Annotated in this window: 20 protein-coding genes; 11 read left to right on the top strand and 9 right to left on the bottom strand. The window is 28.0% G+C overall.

Annotated features, from left to right (window positions below):
* Position 1: 1 nt before the first annotated feature.
* Positions 2-391, bottom strand: coding sequence for a DUF3037 domain-containing protein (locus ASC36_RS07370; RefSeq protein WP_055425852.1), 390 nt, complete (start codon positions 389-391; stop codon positions 2-4).
* Positions 369-1151: a HipA family kinase gene (locus ASC36_RS07365; RefSeq protein WP_055425851.1), complete on the bottom strand. Its 783-nt coding sequence runs from the start codon at positions 1149-1151 to the stop codon at positions 369-371. The genes ASC36_RS07370 and ASC36_RS07365 overlap by 23 nt, the downstream gene beginning before the upstream one ends.
* A 283-nt stretch (positions 1152-1434) precedes the next feature.
* On the opposite strand from ASC36_RS07365, the gene ASC36_RS07360 reads away from it, so the two are divergent.
* The 3 genes from ASC36_RS07360 (at position 1435) to ASC36_RS07350 (ending at position 3685) form a co-directional block, all read left to right on the top strand.
* Positions 1435-2514, top strand: a complete 1080-nt coding sequence (locus ASC36_RS07360) for an Mrp/NBP35 family ATP-binding protein (RefSeq protein ID WP_055425850.1) — start codon at positions 1435-1437, stop codon at positions 2512-2514.
* Between the two features lie 20 nt (positions 2515-2534).
* Complete coding sequence (locus tag ASC36_RS07355; protein WP_055425849.1) at positions 2535-2768, top strand: NifU family protein; 234 nt, start codon at positions 2535-2537, stop codon at positions 2766-2768.
* A gap of 131 nt (positions 2769-2899) precedes the next feature.
* Entirely contained in the window at positions 2900-3685 is a 786-nt protein-coding gene (locus ASC36_RS07350; RefSeq protein ID WP_055425848.1) for a DUF3108 domain-containing protein, read from the top strand.
* A 5-nt stretch (positions 3686-3690) separates the two neighbouring features.
* Here the strand turns inward: ASC36_RS07350 and ASC36_RS07345 are convergent, their stop codons facing one another.
* On the bottom strand, positions 3691-4767 hold the full coding sequence (locus ASC36_RS07345) for a hypothetical protein (protein ID WP_055425847.1): 1077 nt from the start codon (positions 4765-4767) through the stop codon (positions 3691-3693).
* Entirely contained in the window at positions 4764-5330 is a 567-nt protein-coding gene (locus tag ASC36_RS07340) for an RNA polymerase sigma factor (RefSeq protein WP_055425846.1), read from the bottom strand. Before ASC36_RS07340 ends, ASC36_RS07345 begins: the two co-directional genes overlap by 4 nt.
* 182 nt (positions 5331-5512) lie before the next feature.
* On the opposite strand from ASC36_RS07340, the gene ASC36_RS07335 reads away from it, so the two are divergent.
* Genes ASC36_RS07335 through ASC36_RS07320 form a run of 4 tightly spaced genes read left to right on the top strand, consistent with a single transcriptional unit; the run spans position 5513 to position 10642 of the window.
* Positions 5513-6592 (top strand): DUF6263 family protein, encoded by a 1080-nt coding sequence (locus ASC36_RS07335; RefSeq protein ID WP_055425845.1) that lies wholly within the window; start codon positions 5513-5515, stop codon positions 6590-6592.
* A 30-nt stretch (positions 6593-6622) separates the two neighbouring features.
* Entirely contained in the window at positions 6623-6850 is a 228-nt protein-coding gene (locus ASC36_RS07330) for a hypothetical protein (protein ID WP_055425844.1), read from the top strand.
* Positions 6837-9353 carry a YfhO family protein gene (locus tag ASC36_RS07325; protein WP_055425843.1) on the top strand — a complete coding sequence of 839 codons (2517 nt, stop codon included), beginning with the start codon at positions 6837-6839 and terminating at the stop codon, positions 9351-9353. Before ASC36_RS07330 ends, ASC36_RS07325 begins: the two co-directional genes overlap by 14 nt.
* Before the next feature lie 8 nt (positions 9354-9361).
* On the top strand, positions 9362-10642 hold the full coding sequence (locus ASC36_RS07320; RefSeq protein ID WP_055425842.1) for a glycosyltransferase family protein: 1281 nt from the start codon (positions 9362-9364) through the stop codon (positions 10640-10642).
* Between the two features lie 391 nt (positions 10643-11033).
* Here ASC36_RS07320 and ASC36_RS07315 read toward each other — a convergent pair whose 3' ends face one another.
* The 3 genes from ASC36_RS07315 to ASC36_RS07305 are packed head-to-tail and all read right to left on the bottom strand — an operon-like array spanning position 11034 to position 13879.
* Positions 11034-11945: a glycosyltransferase family A protein gene (locus ASC36_RS07315; RefSeq protein ID WP_055425841.1), complete on the bottom strand. Its 912-nt coding sequence runs from the start codon at positions 11943-11945 to the stop codon at positions 11034-11036.
* 10 nt (positions 11946-11955) lie between these two features.
* A complete protein-coding gene (locus tag ASC36_RS07310; protein WP_055425840.1) occupies positions 11956-12867 on the bottom strand; it encodes a glycosyltransferase family 2 protein in 912 nt (303 codons plus the stop codon).
* 7 nt (positions 12868-12874) lie between these two features.
* Positions 12875-13879 (bottom strand): hypothetical protein, encoded by a 1005-nt coding sequence (locus ASC36_RS07305; protein ID WP_055425839.1) that lies wholly within the window; start codon positions 13877-13879, stop codon positions 12875-12877.
* Between the two features lie 91 nt (positions 13880-13970).
* On the opposite strand from ASC36_RS07305, the gene ASC36_RS07300 reads away from it, so the two are divergent.
* Entirely contained in the window at positions 13971-14606 is a 636-nt protein-coding gene (locus ASC36_RS07300) for a VanW family protein (RefSeq protein WP_082435423.1), read from the top strand.
* A 64-nt stretch (positions 14607-14670) separates the two neighbouring features.
* Here the strand turns inward: ASC36_RS07300 and ASC36_RS07295 are convergent, their stop codons facing one another.
* Positions 14671-15255: an META domain-containing protein gene (locus tag ASC36_RS07295; protein ID WP_055425837.1), complete on the bottom strand. Its 585-nt coding sequence runs from the start codon at positions 15253-15255 to the stop codon at positions 14671-14673.
* 305 nt (positions 15256-15560) lie between these two features.
* On the opposite strand from ASC36_RS07295, the gene ASC36_RS07290 reads away from it, so the two are divergent.
* The 3 genes from ASC36_RS07290 (at position 15561) to ASC36_RS07280 (ending at position 18334) form a co-directional block, all read left to right on the top strand.
* Positions 15561-16352: a DUF2797 domain-containing protein gene (locus ASC36_RS07290; protein ID WP_055425836.1), complete on the top strand. Its 792-nt coding sequence runs from the start codon at positions 15561-15563 to the stop codon at positions 16350-16352.
* Between the two features lie 152 nt (positions 16353-16504).
* Positions 16505-17869 carry a dihydrolipoamide acetyltransferase family protein gene (locus tag ASC36_RS07285; RefSeq protein WP_055425835.1) on the top strand — a complete coding sequence of 455 codons (1365 nt, stop codon included), beginning with the start codon at positions 16505-16507 and terminating at the stop codon, positions 17867-17869.
* Positions 17870-17902: 33 nt separating this feature from the next.
* The gene (locus ASC36_RS07280) at positions 17903-18334 is read left to right on the top strand and encodes a copper resistance protein NlpE N-terminal domain-containing protein (RefSeq protein WP_055425834.1); all 432 of its coding nucleotides are present in this window, start codon (positions 17903-17905) and stop codon (positions 18332-18334) included.
* Between the two features lie 84 nt (positions 18335-18418).
* Here ASC36_RS07280 and ASC36_RS07275 read toward each other — a convergent pair whose 3' ends face one another.
* On the bottom strand, positions 18419-18997 hold the full coding sequence (locus ASC36_RS07275; protein WP_055425833.1) for a hypothetical protein: 579 nt from the start codon (positions 18995-18997) through the stop codon (positions 18419-18421).
* Between the last annotated feature and the right edge of the window lie 74 nt (positions 18998-19071).

Below are 19071 nucleotides of genomic sequence, written 5' to 3'. Positions count from 1 at the left end.
TTTATAACACCAATTCTTTAAATAAGTTAAAAAAGGTTTGATCAAGATTCGAAGAAAATCCGGGATGTGGTCTGGATGTTTGTATTATTGTGCTTCGAACAGAAGTTAACCAACGAAATCTTTCCGGTATATCCATAACAGCTATAGTCCCCCCCGAAGAATCACCAATACTAATTTTTTTAAATGCTTCTAATGCGTCTATAATACAATCTATTTCGAAATTTTCTTTTTTGATAAAGCTTTTTAATTTTTCTTTATCTACTATATATTCAACTTTAATATAACTAGCTTCTTTTGAAAACAAAATTATTCCCACATTGATAAATTCCTCTCTTTCAATTCTCGGCACCAATCGTATTACTGAATATTCATATAATCGTTTTTCTTGCATTATTAGCTTCTTTTATAAATAGTTGTGAATTATTTAATCTATTACCAAGAAACTTAATATATATTTCTTTGATATCTTGTACTGTTTCACACGGGCTTTTCCAATCCAACCAATTATCAGGTATTAAATTTACAATTTCACCAATTTTTTCCCAAGTTAGAATTTCTTTAAACTTATTATCAATTTCATTAAGGTGCGAAGCAAAAGGTAATAATACGTGATTTTTAATTTCAGCAAAAGGAGTAGCCGATAACTTATCCCAATTTATCCAGGAATGATGAAAATATAAAGATGCACCCATATCTATAAGCCACAATTCTTTATGCCAAATAAGCATATTCGTGTTTTTTACAGTTCTGTCGATATTAGTTAAGAAGGCATCCAACCATACAATTTTTGAAGCTAAATAGGGATCAACAAGCGTAACAACCGGATCAAAAGTTAATGCACCGGATAGAAAATGTAAGCCTAAATTAAGACCTCTACTTGCTTTAAGCAAATCTTGTATTTCCTCATCAGCTTCTGTACGACCAAATGCTTCATCTAAATAGATAAAAACAATTTCCGGAATGTTCAATCCTAACAATCGTGCTATTTCCCCTCCAATTAATTCAGAAATTAAGGCTTTAGTACCATGTCCCGCTCCTTTAAATTTTACAACATAGTTGAAACCATCATTTGCTTCTGCTAAAGCAGGTAAGGATCCTCCTTCTCTTAATGGTGTAATGTATCTTGTAACGTGTACGTTTCTCAATTCCATAATAAGTTGAATACGTTATCTTTGGTAAAGATACATTATTTCCATGTATTGAATTTTTATAAAATTATTTTTTACCTTAAAAATAAATATTATTGTAAATTTAAAGTTTATTTAAGTACAGATAATAATTATTATATTAAAAATTTAAAAAAATTTATTTAATTTCATTAATTTGATTATTAAATTTCTTTAATAAAAAGTATTTATAAATCCGTAAAGATTAATACATTTGTAAAAGCAATAAAAAAGAATATTATACTTTTTTATTTTTAGAAAATACAACATGGCAAGTAAAGAAGAAATTAAAATTTTTTTGAAGGAAATAGAGGTCGATGATTTAGTTAGAAATTTACAAATAATGGGAGATACCATTATAATAGATATGCTTTCTCATTCACCTGCCCTACATGAAAAGAAAAGATTGGAAACAGCTATGCAAACAGCTTTTGAACAAAAATTTGGAAAAGATGTTCAGCTTAAATTGAATATATCTGTAGAGATGCCTGAAAAAAAAGATTCCAGAGGGAATTCTATCCCAGGTATTAAAAACATAATAGCAGTAGCTTCAGGAAAAGGTGGAGTGGGAAAATCTACCGTTGCTTCCAATTTAGCTGTAGCTTTAGTTAAAATGGGGTTTAAAGTAGGATTATTAGATGCCGATATATATGGTCCATCGATACCTACCATGTTTGATGTATCCAATGAAAAGCCGTTATCTGATAATAATAAAATCATACCTGTGGAAAGCTATGGAGTTAAACTTCTTTCTTTAGGCTTTTTTGCAGGTGCAAACCAAGCTGTTATATGGCGCGGTGCCATGGCATCCAAGGCTATTCACCAATTGCTACATGATGCGAATTGGGGAGAACTGGATTTTCTTTTAATAGACCTTCCACCGGGAACAGGCGATATACATCTATCTCTTGTACAGGAAGTTCCCGTAACCGGATCTTTAATAGTTAGTACCCCGCAACATGTAGCTCTAGCAGATGTTAAGAAGGGTGTAGCTATGTTCCAAATGCCGGAAATAAATGTTCCTGTACTTGGTCTAATTGAGAATATGGCTTATTTTACTCCTAAAGAATTACCAAATAATAAATATTATATTTTCGGAAAAAAAGGTGTTCAAAAATTAGCAGAGTCTATGGAGCTACCTTTCTTAGGAGAAATTCCTATAATACAGTCTATCAGAGAGGCTTCAGATTATGGGAGACCTGCTGTGTTGCAAGAGGAAGAACTCGTATCCGGGATATATATGAACTTGGCTAAAAATGTGATAAGCAGCCTAGTTAAAAGAAATGAAAATCTACCCCCCTCAGAAGCTGTAAGGATTACTACCATGGCAGGTTGTTCAAACAATTAATTTTATTATTTTACATCCAAATGAATACATTAACAGACAGAATAAATCAAGCATTAGAAGAAATTCGTCCTTTTTTAGTATCCGATGGTGGAGATGTTAAACTCATAGATATCAAAGATAATAAGGTTTTTGTAAGCTTTACCGGCGCATGTTCTGATTGTTCAATTAATCAGAGTACCTTAAAATTAGGGATTGAAACGACCATAAAGAAACATGTACCCGAAATTGAAGAAGTAATAAGCATAAGCGAATAAAAATTTAATCCTGTTCTTTTGTTGTTTAATTTTTGGCAGTAAGTTTGATAGAATTATGGTATTTTAATCATTTTTTATATTAATTAATTTTGTAAAAATTATGAGCTATAACTAATAACCAAAAATTTGGAATGAAAAAATTATTTACAATAATAGCTATTTTCTTGTTCTTTTTTATATTTATATCAGCGGATTATTCAATCCCCTCCTCTACTCAATTTAAAGATGGTGAATATTTAAAGTACAGAATTCATTACGGATTTTTAAATGCCGGATATGCTACATTTACTACCCATGTTGTTACTTTTAATGATAAGCCTCATTATCATGTAGTGGGCAAAGGATATTCTACAGGCGCTGTAAAGTTGTTTTTTAAAGTTGAAGATCTTTATGAAACCTATATAGATAAATCTACTATGCTCTCTTCTAAATTCATACGTAACATTCGTGAGGGATCTTATGTGAGAGACCAAACGATGAGAATTAATCACACGGATAAAAAAATTACTTATACCAACAATAAATCCAATACTACAAAAACGTATAATTATACCGGAGAAATGCATGATATGCTGTCGGCTTTTTATTATTTAAGAAATATGAACACGGATAACTATAATACCGGTGACTATATTAACCTTAATATATTTATGGATGGAGAAACATTAAATTTTAAACTTAAAATTTTAAATAGAGAAGATATAAATTCAAGTTTTGGTAAAGTCAGATGTTTAAAAATCAGGCCTTATGTTCTTGCTGGAAGAGTGTTCAAAGAAAAAGAAAGTGTTACTATGTGGGTTACCGACGATTCTAATCATGTCCCAATTCAAGTTAAAGCTGAGTTGGCAGTTGGATCTTTAAAAGCAGATTTAAGCAGTTTTAAAAATTTAGAAACTCCTATTAATTTTACTAAATAAAGAAATTATCTAACAAGTGTAAAAATTCCCTCCCCTTCCGTCCAATCGCAACCGTCTTTAATTAATTTTATAATTTTATTAGTTAATCTATTGCAGGTGGATTGAAGAATATGTATATTTTCAGGTCTTCCTTCTTTACCTACTGAAAAACCAACAGCTATTTGTACCCCAATTGATTTGCAAGTTTGATAATTTACCAATAAATTCTCATATATATAATCATAGAATTTATCCCACCCTATAATTGGTTGAGATTTAAATTGTGTTTTTGAATTTAATTCTAAATCATCATCCCTACCATTTTTATTTTTATAAACAAACCATGTAGTATCTCGTTCTTCTGTTTTTTTTAAATTAATAGTATAACTTAATGATTGAACGATTAAAGAATCAATCAAAGTTGTGTGATCTTCTTCGGAGATAGATGCATTGTTATTTTTTACATTTTCAAGATCAAAACTTCTATTCATAGATTTTAAAGATACGATAGGTTCAACAGAATTTTCATGATTAAGCTCTTTGAAAAAATCCTGGTGTACAATAAGTTTATTGGCTACCGTATCGGTTCCTTCTCCGATTGCTTCTGATTGTGTGTTTTGAAAAAAATCTTTAGGCCCCAATTTTTTTTTTATGATATTATTTGCTTGGGTGGATGTATGTATTTTATTTTTTAATTTTCCTTTAGCGGATTTAAAAGTTTGTTTTCCCTCATTATTATTACTACTACTATTATTTATTGAATAAAGAAGATTTTTATCATTTACATTCTTATCTGATTTTTCGTAAGCGATGAATTTTTCTTCCTTTTTTTGATCAATTATTAATAGATAAATTATGCCTATAAATATTAAAATAATTATACTTGAAGCCACTGCTAAAATTGGAAATTTATTCTTTTGAGAAACAGTATTTTCTAAAATTTTACTTTCAAGCGATTTAATATTTCTAATATGATCTCCTTGAATCTCATCATATCCATCTAACGCTTCCTTTAAAAAATCGTCCTGCATAGATAGTCTTTCTAAATACCTGGCATCTTTACCTCTTTTCTTACCGCTTAAATATTCTAATAATTTATTCATTTAAGTTTTTTTTCTAAACAAAGCTTTAAATTTCTTTTACCATTTTGAATATAACTTTTAACGCTTTTCAAACTATATTGGGTAGCATCGCAAATATCCATATATGATTTTTCATTGAAAAAAAACAATACAATAGATACTTTTTGAGGTTCGGGCAGCTTAGAAATACATTCTTCTAGAATTAAATATTTTTTATTATCATCTTTTTCGTCTAATAGATGTAAAACATCCTCAGATTCCATAATATCCAAGTTAAAATCTACCTTAATTTCTTTATTTACTGCTCTTAATTGCTGTAGACAATGATTTTTTGATACTTTATATAACCATGATTTAAAGTTGTCTACATTAAAATTTAAAATTTTAGTATGTAAATTTTCAAAAATTTGCATCACTGCATCTTGTGCTTTATACTCATCCTTAAGATATTTTAAGCAGAGACCATATAGTAAGGGAATATATCTACTATATAAAATACCAAAATATTCAGAATCTAACGTTTCTTTATATTTATTTAAAAGCTCTTGGTCTTTATATGTCTGAAGCAATAATCGTTTTTTCAAAAATCTTTAAATAAGTAAAAACATGAGGTGGCTAAAATACAAATATTATTTAGCTTAACTAAATTTAGAAAATGTATTATTATTAAATTTATTAAAAAAACCAATTAAAAATCTTAGGTTTTTTCCAGCTTTATCATTCATTTACTAATTATCTTTAGTAAATTGCAGAAAATTTTGACGTAATGAAAAAATTGTCAGTCGTATCTTGTTTATTTATATCTATTTTATTGGGTAGTTGCCTATTATCCTGTAAAAATGAAGAAAAATCCAAACAATTAATAGATTCTTCTATTTCCAAAAATAATAGTACGAGCAGCCACGGAAAAAACTTGTTAACCGAATCTTCTTTATCGGATACTAATCCGAATAAAGAACAAAAAAGTACTCCTGAAATCATATCCGGAATTTATCAAGATGCGGATAGTCTTTATCATCTTAGATACATTCTTGAAAAAGGGAAAACTTATTCTTTTAATTCCAGAGAAATTAATAAACAAACCATTACTTTTAGAGATAAAAGTCAGTCTGTTTCACAAGAATCCATAGACCCTATGAGCTTTACCGTATTAGATGTAAAAAATGATATTTATACCTTACAAGTAAATATGGGCGGTAAAAAGGTTATTACAAGAGCTGATGGAAAAGAAGTGGTTTTTGACACCAATGGTAAAAAGCCGGAAGATCCTGATCAAGCCAAAATGTGGAAAATATATCGAGCAATCAGTAATGTTACTTTTACTTTAAACATGGACATATATGGAAATGCTTCTAATATAAAAGGTATGGATGCTATTTATGAAAAAGCAAAAACAACTTTACAATCTGAATTAAAAGGAAAAGAGTTAGATGATTTTATTAATGCTTTTAAATTGGGTTTAAATCCTAATACTTTTAAAGCTCAATTTGAAGGATCGATTATGAAGTTTCCTTCAAAAGGATTAAAAATAGGTGAAAAATGGAATACACATCCTGAAATGAAAGACAGAGGTTATAACCAACTGGTAAAAGTAGGTAAAAATATAACTGAAATTCGTTTACAGGGAATTTTACCATCTAAAAAAGATTCTAAAGTGGTTGAAGGTGTAACCTATAAATTATCTGTTAATGGAACTCAGAGTGGGAAAGTTATGATAGATAATAAATCCGGATGGATATCCAAAGCTAATTTTTCCATGAATCTTACAGAAACCAAATCTGCAAGTAAAGGTAATGAAACTGAAAAAGTTGTCCAAAAAACACAAAATAGCACTTATATTAATTGATAGACTATTAATTAATTTATATATTTATCTATGGGAAGATTAATTGAATTTATATTTTTTGCAATTGTTACTTATTTTGTTTTTAATTATTTAAATAAGATTTTTACCGGTACGCATGCAAAAAAGAAATATTCCAAGCCCAAGCCCCATCAATTTAATAACCAAAGAAAAAATTCTTCTATAAAAAAGGGTATTAAATGGGATGCTGAAACAGTTGATTATGAAGAAGTAGAAACTAAAGACAATGAAAAAAAATAATTATTTCTTGCCGGTTGTAGGATGTTTACTTTTTTTTATCATCCTCTCCTTTTTATATTTTAGTCCCATATTATCAGGAAAATATATTTCTCAACCTGATATCATCCATTATAAAGGCGGAGCACATGAGTTAGAAGATTATCGCTCTATCCATAAAGAAGATACCTATTGGAGCAATTCCATGTTTGGAGGTATGCCTACCTACCAAATGGGAGCTAATTATCCTTCAGACATAATCAAAGGTATTGATCGAGTACTAAGAATATTTCCTACACCTGCCAGTTATTTATTTTTATTGTTAGCAGGTTTTTATTTATTAGGTATGGTATGGTTAAAAAATTGGAAATATGCTTTATTAGGAAGCGTTATGTTTTCTTTTTCAACGTATTTTTTTATAATAATAGGTGCCGGTCATAATGCTAAAGTCCACACGATAGCCTATTTCGCACCATTTATAGCCGGAATTTATTTATTATATCAAAAAAAATATATTGGAGGATTTATTGTTACCACTCTATTCCTATCACTACAAATTGCTGCCAATCACCCTCAAATGACCTATTATTTGTTTTTAGCTTTAGGTATTTTTGGATTGGTTGAACTAATTCATAGTCTAAAAACAAAAACATTAAAAACTTTTATTATTTCATCCGGACTATTTTTTTTGGCCATTGTATTGTCCATTGGAATGAATTCTACACGATTACTTTCAACCTATGAATATTCTAAAGAAACCACACGCGGGAAATCTGAATTAACCCTAAGTAAAAATAATGTTTTACCTAATCAGGGATTAGATAATGATTATATTACCCATTGGAGTTATGGGATATTAGAAACTGCTAATTTATTTATTCCCAACTTTATGGGAGGTGGTAACAATGAAAAGGGATTTAAAACCAATCATTTAGAACCTGCATTACAAGAAAATATTAGATCACAGGAAGAATATATCCAATTTAAACGTGCATTTAATGGCTCTTATTGGGGGGAACAACCGGGTACAGTAGGTCCGGCATATCAAGGAGCTGTAGTTATCTTTTTAGCCTTCTTAGCTTTATTTTTTTATAAGGGTAGATATAAATGGTGGTTAGTAGCAGCAACTTTTTTAAGTTTCTTTTTAGCTTGGGGCAAAAATGTTGGATTTTTTACGAATTTTATGATTCAGTATTTTCCACTATACAATAAATTCCGCGCAGTATCCTCTGCTCTTGTGATTGCCGAATTTACTCTTCCTTTATTGGCTTTATTGGGTACTTATTCCTATTTTATGGACTCTTCTCTTACCAAATTTTACAAAACTAAAATTTTATATATAAGTTTCGGTTTTATATCAGTTATCTTATTACTGCTATATGTAGCAGGATTACAAATATTTAGTTTTCACACTTCTTTAGAAGGTCAATTTTTAAAATATGAAATATTAGAAGCAATTAGAAAAGATCGATTTGTCCTGTTTCAATCAGACATCTTACGAACTTTCTTTTTCGTTTTAGTTTGTGCTGTTTTTCTTTGGGCAGGCGAAATAAAACCTTTCAAATCTAGTTATGTTGTTTTAGCCATTGCAGCATTATCTTTGGTTGATTTATGGGGAGTAGATAAACGCTATTTGAATAATGATAATTTTGTAGATAAACAATTATATAAAAATCCTTTTCCTACCCAGGTAACAGAAACACAAATACAAAAGGCAGAAACCGATCCGACCCTAGCCCGTATTGTCAATGCTGCACCTGTAAACAAAGCATTAGAATTGATTAAACAAAATGATCAAGCTCATTACAGAGTCTTCAATTTATTATTAAGCCCTTTTAATGAAACGAATACGTCCTATTTTCATCAATCTATAGGCGGATATCATGGTGCAAAATTAAGGAGATATCAAGATTTAATAGATTTCTATTTATCGGATAGCTTAAATTTACCTATATTGGATATGCTAAATACCAAATATATCATCACTGCCGATTCAATCATTAGGCCAATTCCTAATCCTAATAACAATGGCAATGCTTGGTTTGTAAATGAAATAGTTTTTGCTAAAAATGCTGATGAGGAATTACTTACATTAGGTAAGATTGATAACAAAAGAAAAGCAATTGTTAATTCAAAATTTAAGAAGGACCTTACCATAAAACCGTCCGTTGACAGTTTGTCCTCCATCGAATTAAAAGAGTATTTACCGAACAACTTAACCTATGTCTCCCATAGTAAAGTGGAAAAATTAGGTGTTTTTTCAGAAATTTATTACCCTCATGGTTGGAAAGCTACTATCGACGGAAAAGAAGTTCCCATTTATCGAGCTGATTATATATTACGTGCTTTAAAAATACCTGCGGGAAAACATACAATTAATTTCTGCTTTAATCCACCCGTGATTCAAAAAGGAAAATATATAACCTTGGCAACTTTTATTTTTTTCGTAATTATAAGTAGTTTTTTACTAATTTACGACTATAAAAAAAGAAATAAATCAGCTGATATTTCAACTCCTGTTTTGTAAAAATAAACATGAATAAGAAGGTTTTGATCATCTCATATTATTGGCCTCCTTCCGGAGGACCCGGTGTACAGCGATGGCTAAAATTTACAAAATATCTCCCTGAATTTGGTTATGAACCGCATGTTTATATACCTGAAAATCCTTCCTATCCCATCTTAGACCCTAGCTTAATTGAAGAAATAAATCCAAAAATAATAATTGTAAAAAAGCCTATTTGGGAACCTTACCATATAGCAGAAAAAATTACTAAAAAGAATAAAGATTTTAAAGCCGGACAATTTGAAACATCAAAAAAACTAGGAATATTATCTAGGTTATCAGTATTTGTAAGAGGAAATTTTTTTATTCCCGATGCGCGTAAGTTTTGGATTAAACCTTCAATTAAATTTCTTGAAAAATATATAGATGAACACCGGATTGATACTTTTGTAACAACAGGCCCGCCTCATAGTATGCATTTAATTGGATTAGGATTAAAGCAAATAAAAAAAGATAAAATTAGGTGGATTGCCGATTTTAGAGATCCTTGGACTCAAATTTCGTATTACTCTCAATTGAAACTTACCTCAAGGTCTGATCGAAGACATAAGGAAATGGAAAAAAAGGTTTTACTGACTGCCGATTTAGTTCTTTCGACCAGCTTTACAGATAAAGAAAATTTTGAGAAATTAGGTGCTAAAAATGTTGTATGTATTACCAATGGTTTTGATTCTGAAGTAAATACACTGAATGAACGAACCTCTACATTTACGATTTCCTATGTGGGTATGTTGGAGAGCTTAAGAAATCCAATTAATTTATGGAAAGTCTTAATAGAATTGGTTGAAGAGTGTTCGGAATTTGCCTCTCTATTCCGTTTAAAATTCGTCGGAAAAATATCAGACTCAATTTTAAATAACTTAAATTTCACGGTTTTAAAAAATAACCTTGTCAATATAGGCTATTTACCCCACATAGAGTCAATTAATGAAATGAATTTTTCTAATTTATTAGTATTAACCAATTTTGACAATGAGAAATCCAAAGGTATCATTCCAGGTAAATTTTTTGAATATTTAGCCACAGGTAAAACAATTTTATCTATTGGTCCTCAACATGCAGATGTTGAGAAAATTTTAAATGAAACTAATTCTGGCAAACATTTTACTTATAACAGTCATGATCTTTTAAAAAAGTTCATTTTAGATGAATTTGAAAAATGGAAAAATAATATCATTCATACTCCTTCATTAAAAATTTCCAATTTTCATAGAAAATTTCTGACTAAAAATTTAATTGAAAATCTATAAATATTAGATCAACTTAAGAATATATATCAAAGATTATAGCCCTGTCCAGTCAATGGATTTAGCTACTTGGAATAACGGCTGCCGTGCGGTGCTGCTATAATATGCTAATTTTATTGTATATGATCGTAATAATAATAACTTAGGACAACCCAATACTAACATAAGTCATTAATATATCCTTTATAAGCAAGATGAGGGAAATTTAGTATAAATATGGGAAAGCTGTTTGGTCTTTTGAAGAATATTAAAAATTTTTTCCATAAAAGGGAGGAAATAAAAATAAGCAGGCAAGTATTTTTATAACCGAAAATATCTGTTATCATTTAAATATTAATGGATGTTTTGTTTATAAACGTGTATTTTTATGCATAATTTAATTATAAAATAATCATTATTTAATTTTCGAATTATATAGGATTTTTAAATAATATTTGATATAAGTTTTAAAAGATAGTTTATTTCCATTTTTTTTGACAATTTTAAAAATTTCATTCATTTTATCTACTCCGCCGTATTTATAGGATAATAACAAATCTTTATCTAAATCAAGAGTAAATTTTTCTTTATTCACCTGTTTTAAATAATTATTTATCCTAATTTTAGCCATAAACATATCGTCAAAATCATTTACAGTATCAAGTTTAAAACATAAGCTATCTTCTCTATAGGTTATACAATATATTGTAAAATTATCCACCGAATAGTTTTTAGATAACTCTCCTGATCTAATAACAAATAAAGCGTCTTCACCCATTTTTTCTTCATTAAAAGCTAAGTTATTTTTTTCTATAAAACTTCTATTAAACATTTTAGCCCATACTTCCCAATTTTTGTAAACTAATTGATCTTTTGCTCTTATTTTGTTATAACGTAGCTTTTTATAGTATTTTTCTCTAGTTTTAACTAAGTAGAGATGTCTGGTAGATTTCATTAAAGACTTGCTCTCAACACTGGTAGCCAGAAAATAAATTATTTCATCATCATTATCTTTATATTTATCTATTGCATTTAAAAAATTACTGTTAAAAAAATCATCAGAATCAGCGAATAATATCCATTTCCCTTTTGCTTTATTTAATCCTATATTACGCACATAGCCCGCCCCTCTTCCCTCTTTGGTGAAATAAATTTCTACATTTTTTCTATCGTATCCGGGAAACTTTTTAAAATCTACCATATTACAATCACTGTGATCATCCACTACTACAATTTGTATATCTTCTCTAAAAGGTATTGAATTCAAACATCTACGTAATAATTCTGGAGTATTTTTATGCGGTATAATTATAGTATAAGTGTACATTATAAAGACTTTATTTAAAAACTTTCTTTAAATAAATTTTTATTCGTTTGGGGTAAGGAATATATGTTATATTTTTATATAGCTCAGCAGTAATATATTCTGGAATTTTATCCTTAGGTGTTGTAATGTATATTTTTCTTAATAATTTATTTCTGTATTCTTGAGTTTTTCTTAATAATTTATTTAAATTATTTTTCTTACAAAAATCAATTCGATCTTTCAATGCTTCTATAAATGCAATTTCCTTCTTATAAGAAAATGGTTCATAAACTTTATTAGTTGTACTATTTGCTCTTTTAAAATAAAAATATAGAATTTGATCAATTTCACAGATTCTGTTTGCCCTATACATACATTTATACCAAACGTATTCATCTTCACATATTTTAACATCTACCGGAAACCTTAAATTATTCCATAAATATTTTTTGTAAAGCTTATTCCATAATACTACATAGCGAACCGTATCTTTTTGATAAGTAAAATCTTTTATAAAATTATACCCATTATATTGTTTACTGTTATTCAATGAAATAGTATCTTTATTAATTTCATGGATAAATGAAAAATGCTTAAAATTACATAAAATCATGTCACTATCAGATTTCACCAATGTTTTATAAAGTATTTCAAAATACTTGATAGATATAACATCATCTGGATCTATAAATCCAATATACTCGCCTTTTGCTATATCTAATCCTTTATTTCTGGCTTCTGAAGGTCCTTTATTAACCTGATGAATAACAATAATCCTAGGATCCTTTTTTGAATATTCATCGCAAATCAATCCACTTGAATCTGTGGATCCATCATTTACCAATATAATTTCCAAGTCCGGATACGTTTGATTAATGACAGAATCTAAACATCTACCCAAATATGTTGCGACATTATATATGGGAATTATTACTGATATCATTTATGTATTAGTTTACTTCAAAAAATAATTGTAATTGATTTTCAAATTTTGATTCTTCATTTAAAATTTCGTTTCTGTAATTACTAAAATTTAAAATAGCATTATCATAATCAGTGATAGAATGTTCAATTTTATCAATAATTTTAGGAAGTTCATTGTTGGTAAAATTGAATTTGTATTCCTTCGGAATATTCAAATCCTGTTGGTATTTAGAAGAACCTCCCATACCTGATATGATAACACATTTCATTATTGAAGATTCTCTTAGCATTTTGTCCCTGCCCGGATTGTATCCAAAATCAACATATATTTTTGCTTTTTTCATAGTTTCAACCACTTGGTCTGGGGTCATATTTTTAATGGCTATCCAATTAAATTTTGAATTATTTTTTATTATTGATATTAATTTTTTATTATTCTTTTTAGGATTATAGACTATTGTATCCTCTTTTTTATTTGAATCTGTAATTTGATTACTTTTTTCCAGAAATATTGGATTAACATAATCACATACATAAGAAATCTTATTTTCCGGTATATGGTTTTTAACAAGATATAAATAAGATCTATAGGATTGAGCCCAGTGATACACATTGGGAATATTTTCAAAATGGTATTCTTGATCCTCTCTTTTACCTTTGAAATATTTTGAATAATAAAATTTTAATCCTCTATGTCTATTTTTCATACAAATCGAATAGAAATCGACACTTAACCACCATACAATTTTCTTACTTTCTTTAAACTTAAAAATATAATTAGTTAAAGATTCGGGAATTATGATAACATTATTGGGACTATCTTCAATAGTTGTAATCTCTGATGTCTCATAGATATTATAAATTTCCGGCTTAGGGTTTAAATTAGGTTGTTTATGTACATAATACATCCTGGCATCCAATTTACAAATAGTTCTTAATTTATGACTTAATTGATGTAATGCCTCCGGTCCTCCGGTAGAAATATTTGCAGGGCAAATTATATATATTCTTAATAAATAAGTTATTATCATACATTTTTTTAGCAGGGCAAATTTAATCAATTATTACTTTTAATCGAATTTCGCAAACTCTTTTTATTATATTTACATTACTAATTTTGTTATGATGAACATAATTAAAAAGTTTAAAAACAATTTTACATTTACTGATTATGCTAAACAACTAAAAAAAGATTTGAATATTTATCCACATCAAGTTTTTTTACAATATAAGATGGTTAACAACCGTATATTTTCTGTAGATCAATCAGTAAATCAACTTACATGGATACAAAATGCACTTAATGATATAGTTATAAAACCCAAGCAAGTATTTTCTTTTTGGAAAGCTTTAGAAAAAACTAATCATACATTAGTAAACCAAAATTCATATTATATTTATAAACTTTACAGTAGTATTATTTATCATCTATCATTAGTAAGCGGATTATCTATTATTGAGAGGCATCATACTGATATTGATCTTCTTGCAGAACATCAACGAATATATCCTTTAGGAGCTGATGCTTTGGTATTATATAAATGCAAAGATTTAAAAATTAAAAACAATTTTACATTTCCGATAAAATTACAATTTGAAGTTAAAAATCAATTTCTAAAGGGTTATATTTTAAGTACAAAGGAAATAATACTTAATGAAGTTGTTTTCACATGTAGAGATTATAAAAATTTTAAAGAAGTTTTAACTCGTATTAATTGTAGGACAACGGAAGTTTCCGTATATAAAAAGAAATTATGATTAATAAAATAAGCTTCATGTGTTTTTGACATGAAGCTATATATAATAAAGAATTAATATTTTATTAATGAAACCTTTCAAATACCATAATTTCTTGTCCATCATTATAGAAAGATAAAATGGATTCATTTTCTCTAATTTCATCTATATTCTGCATAGCATTAAGGAATTGAGATTCATCATAATCACAAGGTAATTCGGTTGAAGATAATCTCGACAAATTGAAAATGCTGTTATCCCAAGTGTAGTAAGCGGTAAATTTATTGCAACCTGTCGTTCCATAAATTTGTTTCCAAGGCTTATCAAATCTCATCATAGGTAAATTTTCATACAAATCTATAGCATTTTGGGAATTCAATCTGACTAATTTCCATTTTTCAACACTCTCATCACCTAGATAAACCATTATTTTATCTACCTTACCTTTAGGTTTTCTAAGATTAATTGTCTCTTGAATCTCTACAATTTTAACTGCTTCATCTGTATCATTATCTATTGTACTTATGTTATTAATTTCATCTTCATGTTTTTCTATCCCAACTTCGTAATTATTTGCTATTGCTTTTTTTGAAGTTCCACAGCTTGTAATGAGAAATAATGGAAATAACCCTAAGAAAATTAAATGAAAATCTAATAAACTTTTTTTCATAATATTTAAGTATGTATTGTACGATTAACTAACTTTTTGAGCATAATAAATATTAGGTAAAGATATAAAAAACCTATAACAACAACTATTTTTTTAGATTTTTTTTTTCAAATAAAAATGAGTTTATACATTCAAGATAAATTTAGTTTAATCAAATCTGCTATTATAAAATAAGTTAAGCCATGTAAAATTTAAAAATTTTAATTTTAAGCATATTGAATCATAAACTGTTAAATAATTTCGTATTAATATATTTGTATTCTTCAATAATACATTGTAGATTCAGATTAATTAAATTATTCTTTATGCATCTTACAGGACAACTAACTAAAATGATTACCGAATATAGTTCCCCCATTCAATATTATCTAAATTTTAATGATGAAATTATCATGATAAATCAACTTTTAGATAAAAAAATTAAGATACGTTTCGATCATTATAAATGTAAAGGGTGTAGTCTTGATAAAGAAATATTCAGTATGGGATATTGTAAAGAATGTTATTTTACATCTCCTTATACCGGAGAGTGGATCATTAGACCTGAATTATCTAGAGCTCATTTGGGTAAAGAAGATAGAAATTTAACTATTGAGTCACAAGCTCAGCTTCAGCCTCACGTAGTTTACTTAGCCAACTCCGGTGGTGTTAAAGTTGGAGTTACTAGAAAATCACAATTACTTTTTCGATGGATTGACCAAGGTGCAGAACATGCTATAAAATTAGCGGAAACAGAAAACAGATATGAAGCCGGATTAATAGAATCGATTTTAAAAAAGCATATTTCAGATAAAACAAATTATAGAAAAATGTTAAGTGAACAAGTTCCGGATATAGATTTGACAGCTGTAAAAAATGAACTTATTACATATATACCTGAATGTTTAATAAATTTTGTTTTAGATGATAATGAAGTTATTGATATCCAATATCCCGTTATCACATACCCGCATAAAGTAAAATCGATAAATCTTAAAAAGATTTTTGAATTCGATGGTGTTTTAAAGGGTGTTAAAGGTCAATACTTAATGTTTGATAATAATATGGTATTTAATGTTAGAAATCATGAGGGGTTTGTAATCGATTTGATCCTATAATTCAAATAATAATAGTCAGTAACAAAGTTATTTTTTTATCAATTTTATTATATAATTTTTTTTTATAATTTAATACTATTTGTTGGTATAATATAAAAAATTTAAACTCATTCCATATTTTTTTCCTAGTTTTGTCTTTCTAATTATTAACTATGGCTGAATATAAACTTATATTACCTCCTATGGGAGAAGGTATAATGGAAGCTACTATTACCGGATGGGTAAAAAATGAAGGGGATTATATAGAAGAGGATGAAACTATTATTGAAATTGCTACAGATAAGGTCGATTCAGACGTCCCCTCCTCCATTTCAGGAAAACTCCTAAAAAAGCTTAAAGAAGTAAATGATATTTGCAAAATAGGAGAAGCATTTGCGGTATTAGAAATTGAAAATATTGATGAAAATTCATCTGCAGCCACTAAAACGGAAATATCTTTAAATAATGATGATTTTTTAACTATCAATACGTCAATAAACGTGCCCATTATTGCCGATGAAATAAAAAAGCCTTTACTTTCTACCTCAGAATTACCAAATAATAATTCAACTAAAAATACCTATTACTCACCTTTAATCAAGTCTATTTGTAAAAAAGAAAATATATCTCAATCGGAAATAGATTTAATACAAGGCACCGGATTAAATGGAAGAATTACCAAAGAAGACCTATTTTCTTATTTAAAAAATAGAAATACAATATTTGAGAAAAAGGTTTCACCTATTGAAGAGCAGATTATTCATAAAAGTAAAATATCTGAAGATATAATTGAATCTTGTATTTTAAACATACCTCCGCCAATCTCGGATTGTGACGAAATTATCGAGATGGATAGAATGCGTAAGCTTATTTCAAAGAATATGCTGCAGAGTAAACAAATTTCGGCTCATGTTACTTCTTTTGTTGAGGCAGATGTTACCAATATAGTGTTATGGAGAAATAAAAACAAAGATTTATTCTTTAAAAACGAAGGAGTTAAGCTTACATTTATGCCTATATTTATTCAGGCAATCGTAAAAGCAATAAAAGATTTTCCTATGATTAATATCTCTGTGGATGGTGATACTATTATTAAAAGGAAAAATATTAATATTGGAATAGCAACTGCTGTTCCTAATGGCAATTTAATAGTTCCGGTTATTAAAAATGCTGATCAACTTAGTTTATCAGGACTGGCAAAATCGATCAACTATTTAGCAAATTGTGCAAGAACCAATCAGCTAAAACCGGAAGATACGAAAGGAGGAACTTATACTTTAAGTAATATTGGTAGTTTTGGAAACCTTGCAGGAACACCAATTATTAACCAACCTCAAGCAGCAATTATGGCCGTTGGATCAATCGTTAAAAAACCCGCAGTCATTGAAACTCCACAGGGAGATATGATAGGTATTCGACATATGATGTTTATATCTCATACCTATGATCACAGGGTTATTGATGGAGCTCTTGGTGGAGCTTTTGCTAAAAAAGTTTCTGATTATTTAGAAAAATTTGACCCAAATACAAAATTCTAGATTTAAATTCTATTTTAAAACTTTTTGTTATCTGTGAATCAATATTCTATCAATAAATATCTAATAGTTTTCATTTTTAGTTGTTTATATATAGGTTGCGATAAAAAACTAAGTTCAAATTCTAATTACATTACTGATACTTTATCCGTATCAACTCAAAATTTAACAAATTTACCTAAAGATTTGACAGGTACTTATACAGGCAGAATATCATGTGACGATTGTGAATTTGTCGAATTGACGTTAGATCAAAATCATACTTACCATTTGAAGATTCAACTTTATACTGACGAAGATTCTAAAGCATCAATAATTCATGAACAGGGAAAATTTAATTGGGATAAAAATAATTCAACTTTGTCATTAGATAAGTTTGGTTTCAAATTTAAAATTTCCAAAAAAAAACTATACTTTCTTCAAAATTCAGAACAATATTATGATCAAGAATATTTAATTAAAAAATAAATTATTTAAATAATCTTATAAAAACTAAATCAATTATTTTATAGTTATAAACTGGATTATTTAACTTATTACTTGGAATGCGCATTAAAATTCTAAATCGTAATTAGAAATGGTAAGACTGATTAAAATATTTTTTTCATTAAAATAAAAAGTGGCATAAAATTTATCAGAAATAATTTTATAAGTGGGTAATTTTGTGTTTTTAAACTTAATTAAACGCTTTGTGTATACTTTTTCGAGGGAACTAATAGTAGATTTATGCAAAATAATTGAATTTGACAGTTCAAGTGAATTTACACCTCCATAATTGAAACTCACCAAAGAAATTTTATCATTGCTACCAGTAATTCCCCCTCCTTCTGATATAGCACTTAATTGAAAACCGTTAGTAAAATCCCATATATAAGTACTTCCCGATCCATCTATAGGCTTTACACCGGTATAATTTGCAATACTATTTATAGATCTTATTTTTTGCGGTAACTTAAACTCCTTATTTGAAAAAAATAAATCTTTAATTTTAGCAGCAGATTTTGGGCCGAAAGTAAGATTTTTTTTCTTATGTTTATTAGCTGTAATCTCTCTGCTATATTTATTTTGAGAAAACAGTTTTCCGGTGCTCAAAACTATTAATAAAGTAGAAATGAATATAATTTTTTTCATTTTAGTTATGTTATTATCTTAAAATTTATCTAACTTATTTTAAATCCTTTGGAATTATAATTTTAAATAGAAAC

The organism is Apibacter mensalis (assembly GCF_001418685.1).
Classification (GTDB): domain Bacteria; phylum Bacteroidota; class Bacteroidia; order Flavobacteriales; family Weeksellaceae; genus Apibacter; species Apibacter mensalis.
This window is presented reverse-complemented; position numbering and strand designations above follow the sequence as displayed.

Excerpts from the sequence above, each read along its gene's own strand:
- ASC36_RS07350 (WP_055425848.1), top strand. The coding sequence starts at position 2,900 with ATGAAAAAATTATTTACAATAATAGCTATTTTCTTGTTCTTTTTTATA.
- ASC36_RS07300 (WP_082435423.1), top strand. The coding sequence starts at position 13,971 with ATGATGAACATAATTAAAAAGTTTAAAAACAATTTTACATTTACTGAT.
- ASC36_RS07360 (WP_055425850.1), top strand. The coding sequence starts at position 1,435 with ATGGCAAGTAAAGAAGAAATTAAAATTTTTTTGAAGGAAATAGAGGTC.
- ASC36_RS07345 (WP_055425847.1), bottom strand. The coding sequence starts at position 4,767 with ATGAATAAATTATTAGAATATTTAAGCGGTAAGAAAAGAGGTAAAGAT.
- ASC36_RS07320 (WP_055425842.1), top strand. The coding sequence starts at position 9,362 with ATGAATAAGAAGGTTTTGATCATCTCATATTATTGGCCTCCTTCCGGA.
- ASC36_RS07365 (WP_055425851.1), bottom strand. The coding sequence starts at position 1,151 with ATGGAATTGAGAAACGTACACGTTACAAGATACATTACACCATTAAGA.
- ASC36_RS07305 (WP_055425839.1), bottom strand. The coding sequence starts at position 13,879 with ATGATAATAACTTATTTATTAAGAATATATATAATTTGCCCTGCAAAT.
- ASC36_RS07330 (WP_055425844.1), top strand. The coding sequence starts at position 6,623 with ATGGGAAGATTAATTGAATTTATATTTTTTGCAATTGTTACTTATTTT.
- ASC36_RS07355 (WP_055425849.1), top strand. The coding sequence starts at position 2,535 with ATGAATACATTAACAGACAGAATAAATCAAGCATTAGAAGAAATTCGT.
- ASC36_RS07335 (WP_055425845.1), top strand. The coding sequence starts at position 5,513 with ATGAAAAAATTGTCAGTCGTATCTTGTTTATTTATATCTATTTTATTG.
- ASC36_RS07370 (WP_055425852.1), bottom strand. The coding sequence starts at position 391 with ATGCAAGAAAAACGATTATATGAATATTCAGTAATACGATTGGTGCCG.
- ASC36_RS07290 (WP_055425836.1), top strand. The coding sequence starts at position 15,561 with ATGCATCTTACAGGACAACTAACTAAAATGATTACCGAATATAGTTCC.
- ASC36_RS07310 (WP_055425840.1), bottom strand. The coding sequence starts at position 12,867 with ATGATATCAGTAATAATTCCCATATATAATGTCGCAACATATTTGGGT.
- ASC36_RS07285 (WP_055425835.1), top strand. The coding sequence starts at position 16,505 with ATGGCTGAATATAAACTTATATTACCTCCTATGGGAGAAGGTATAATG.
- ASC36_RS07325 (WP_055425843.1), top strand. The coding sequence starts at position 6,837 with ATGAAAAAAAATAATTATTTCTTGCCGGTTGTAGGATGTTTACTTTTT.
- ASC36_RS07275 (WP_055425833.1), bottom strand. The coding sequence starts at position 18,997 with ATGAAAAAAATTATATTCATTTCTACTTTATTAATAGTTTTGAGCACC.
- ASC36_RS07295 (WP_055425837.1), bottom strand. The coding sequence starts at position 15,255 with ATGAAAAAAAGTTTATTAGATTTTCATTTAATTTTCTTAGGGTTATTT.
- ASC36_RS07315 (WP_055425841.1), bottom strand. The coding sequence starts at position 11,945 with ATGTACACTTATACTATAATTATACCGCATAAAAATACTCCAGAATTA.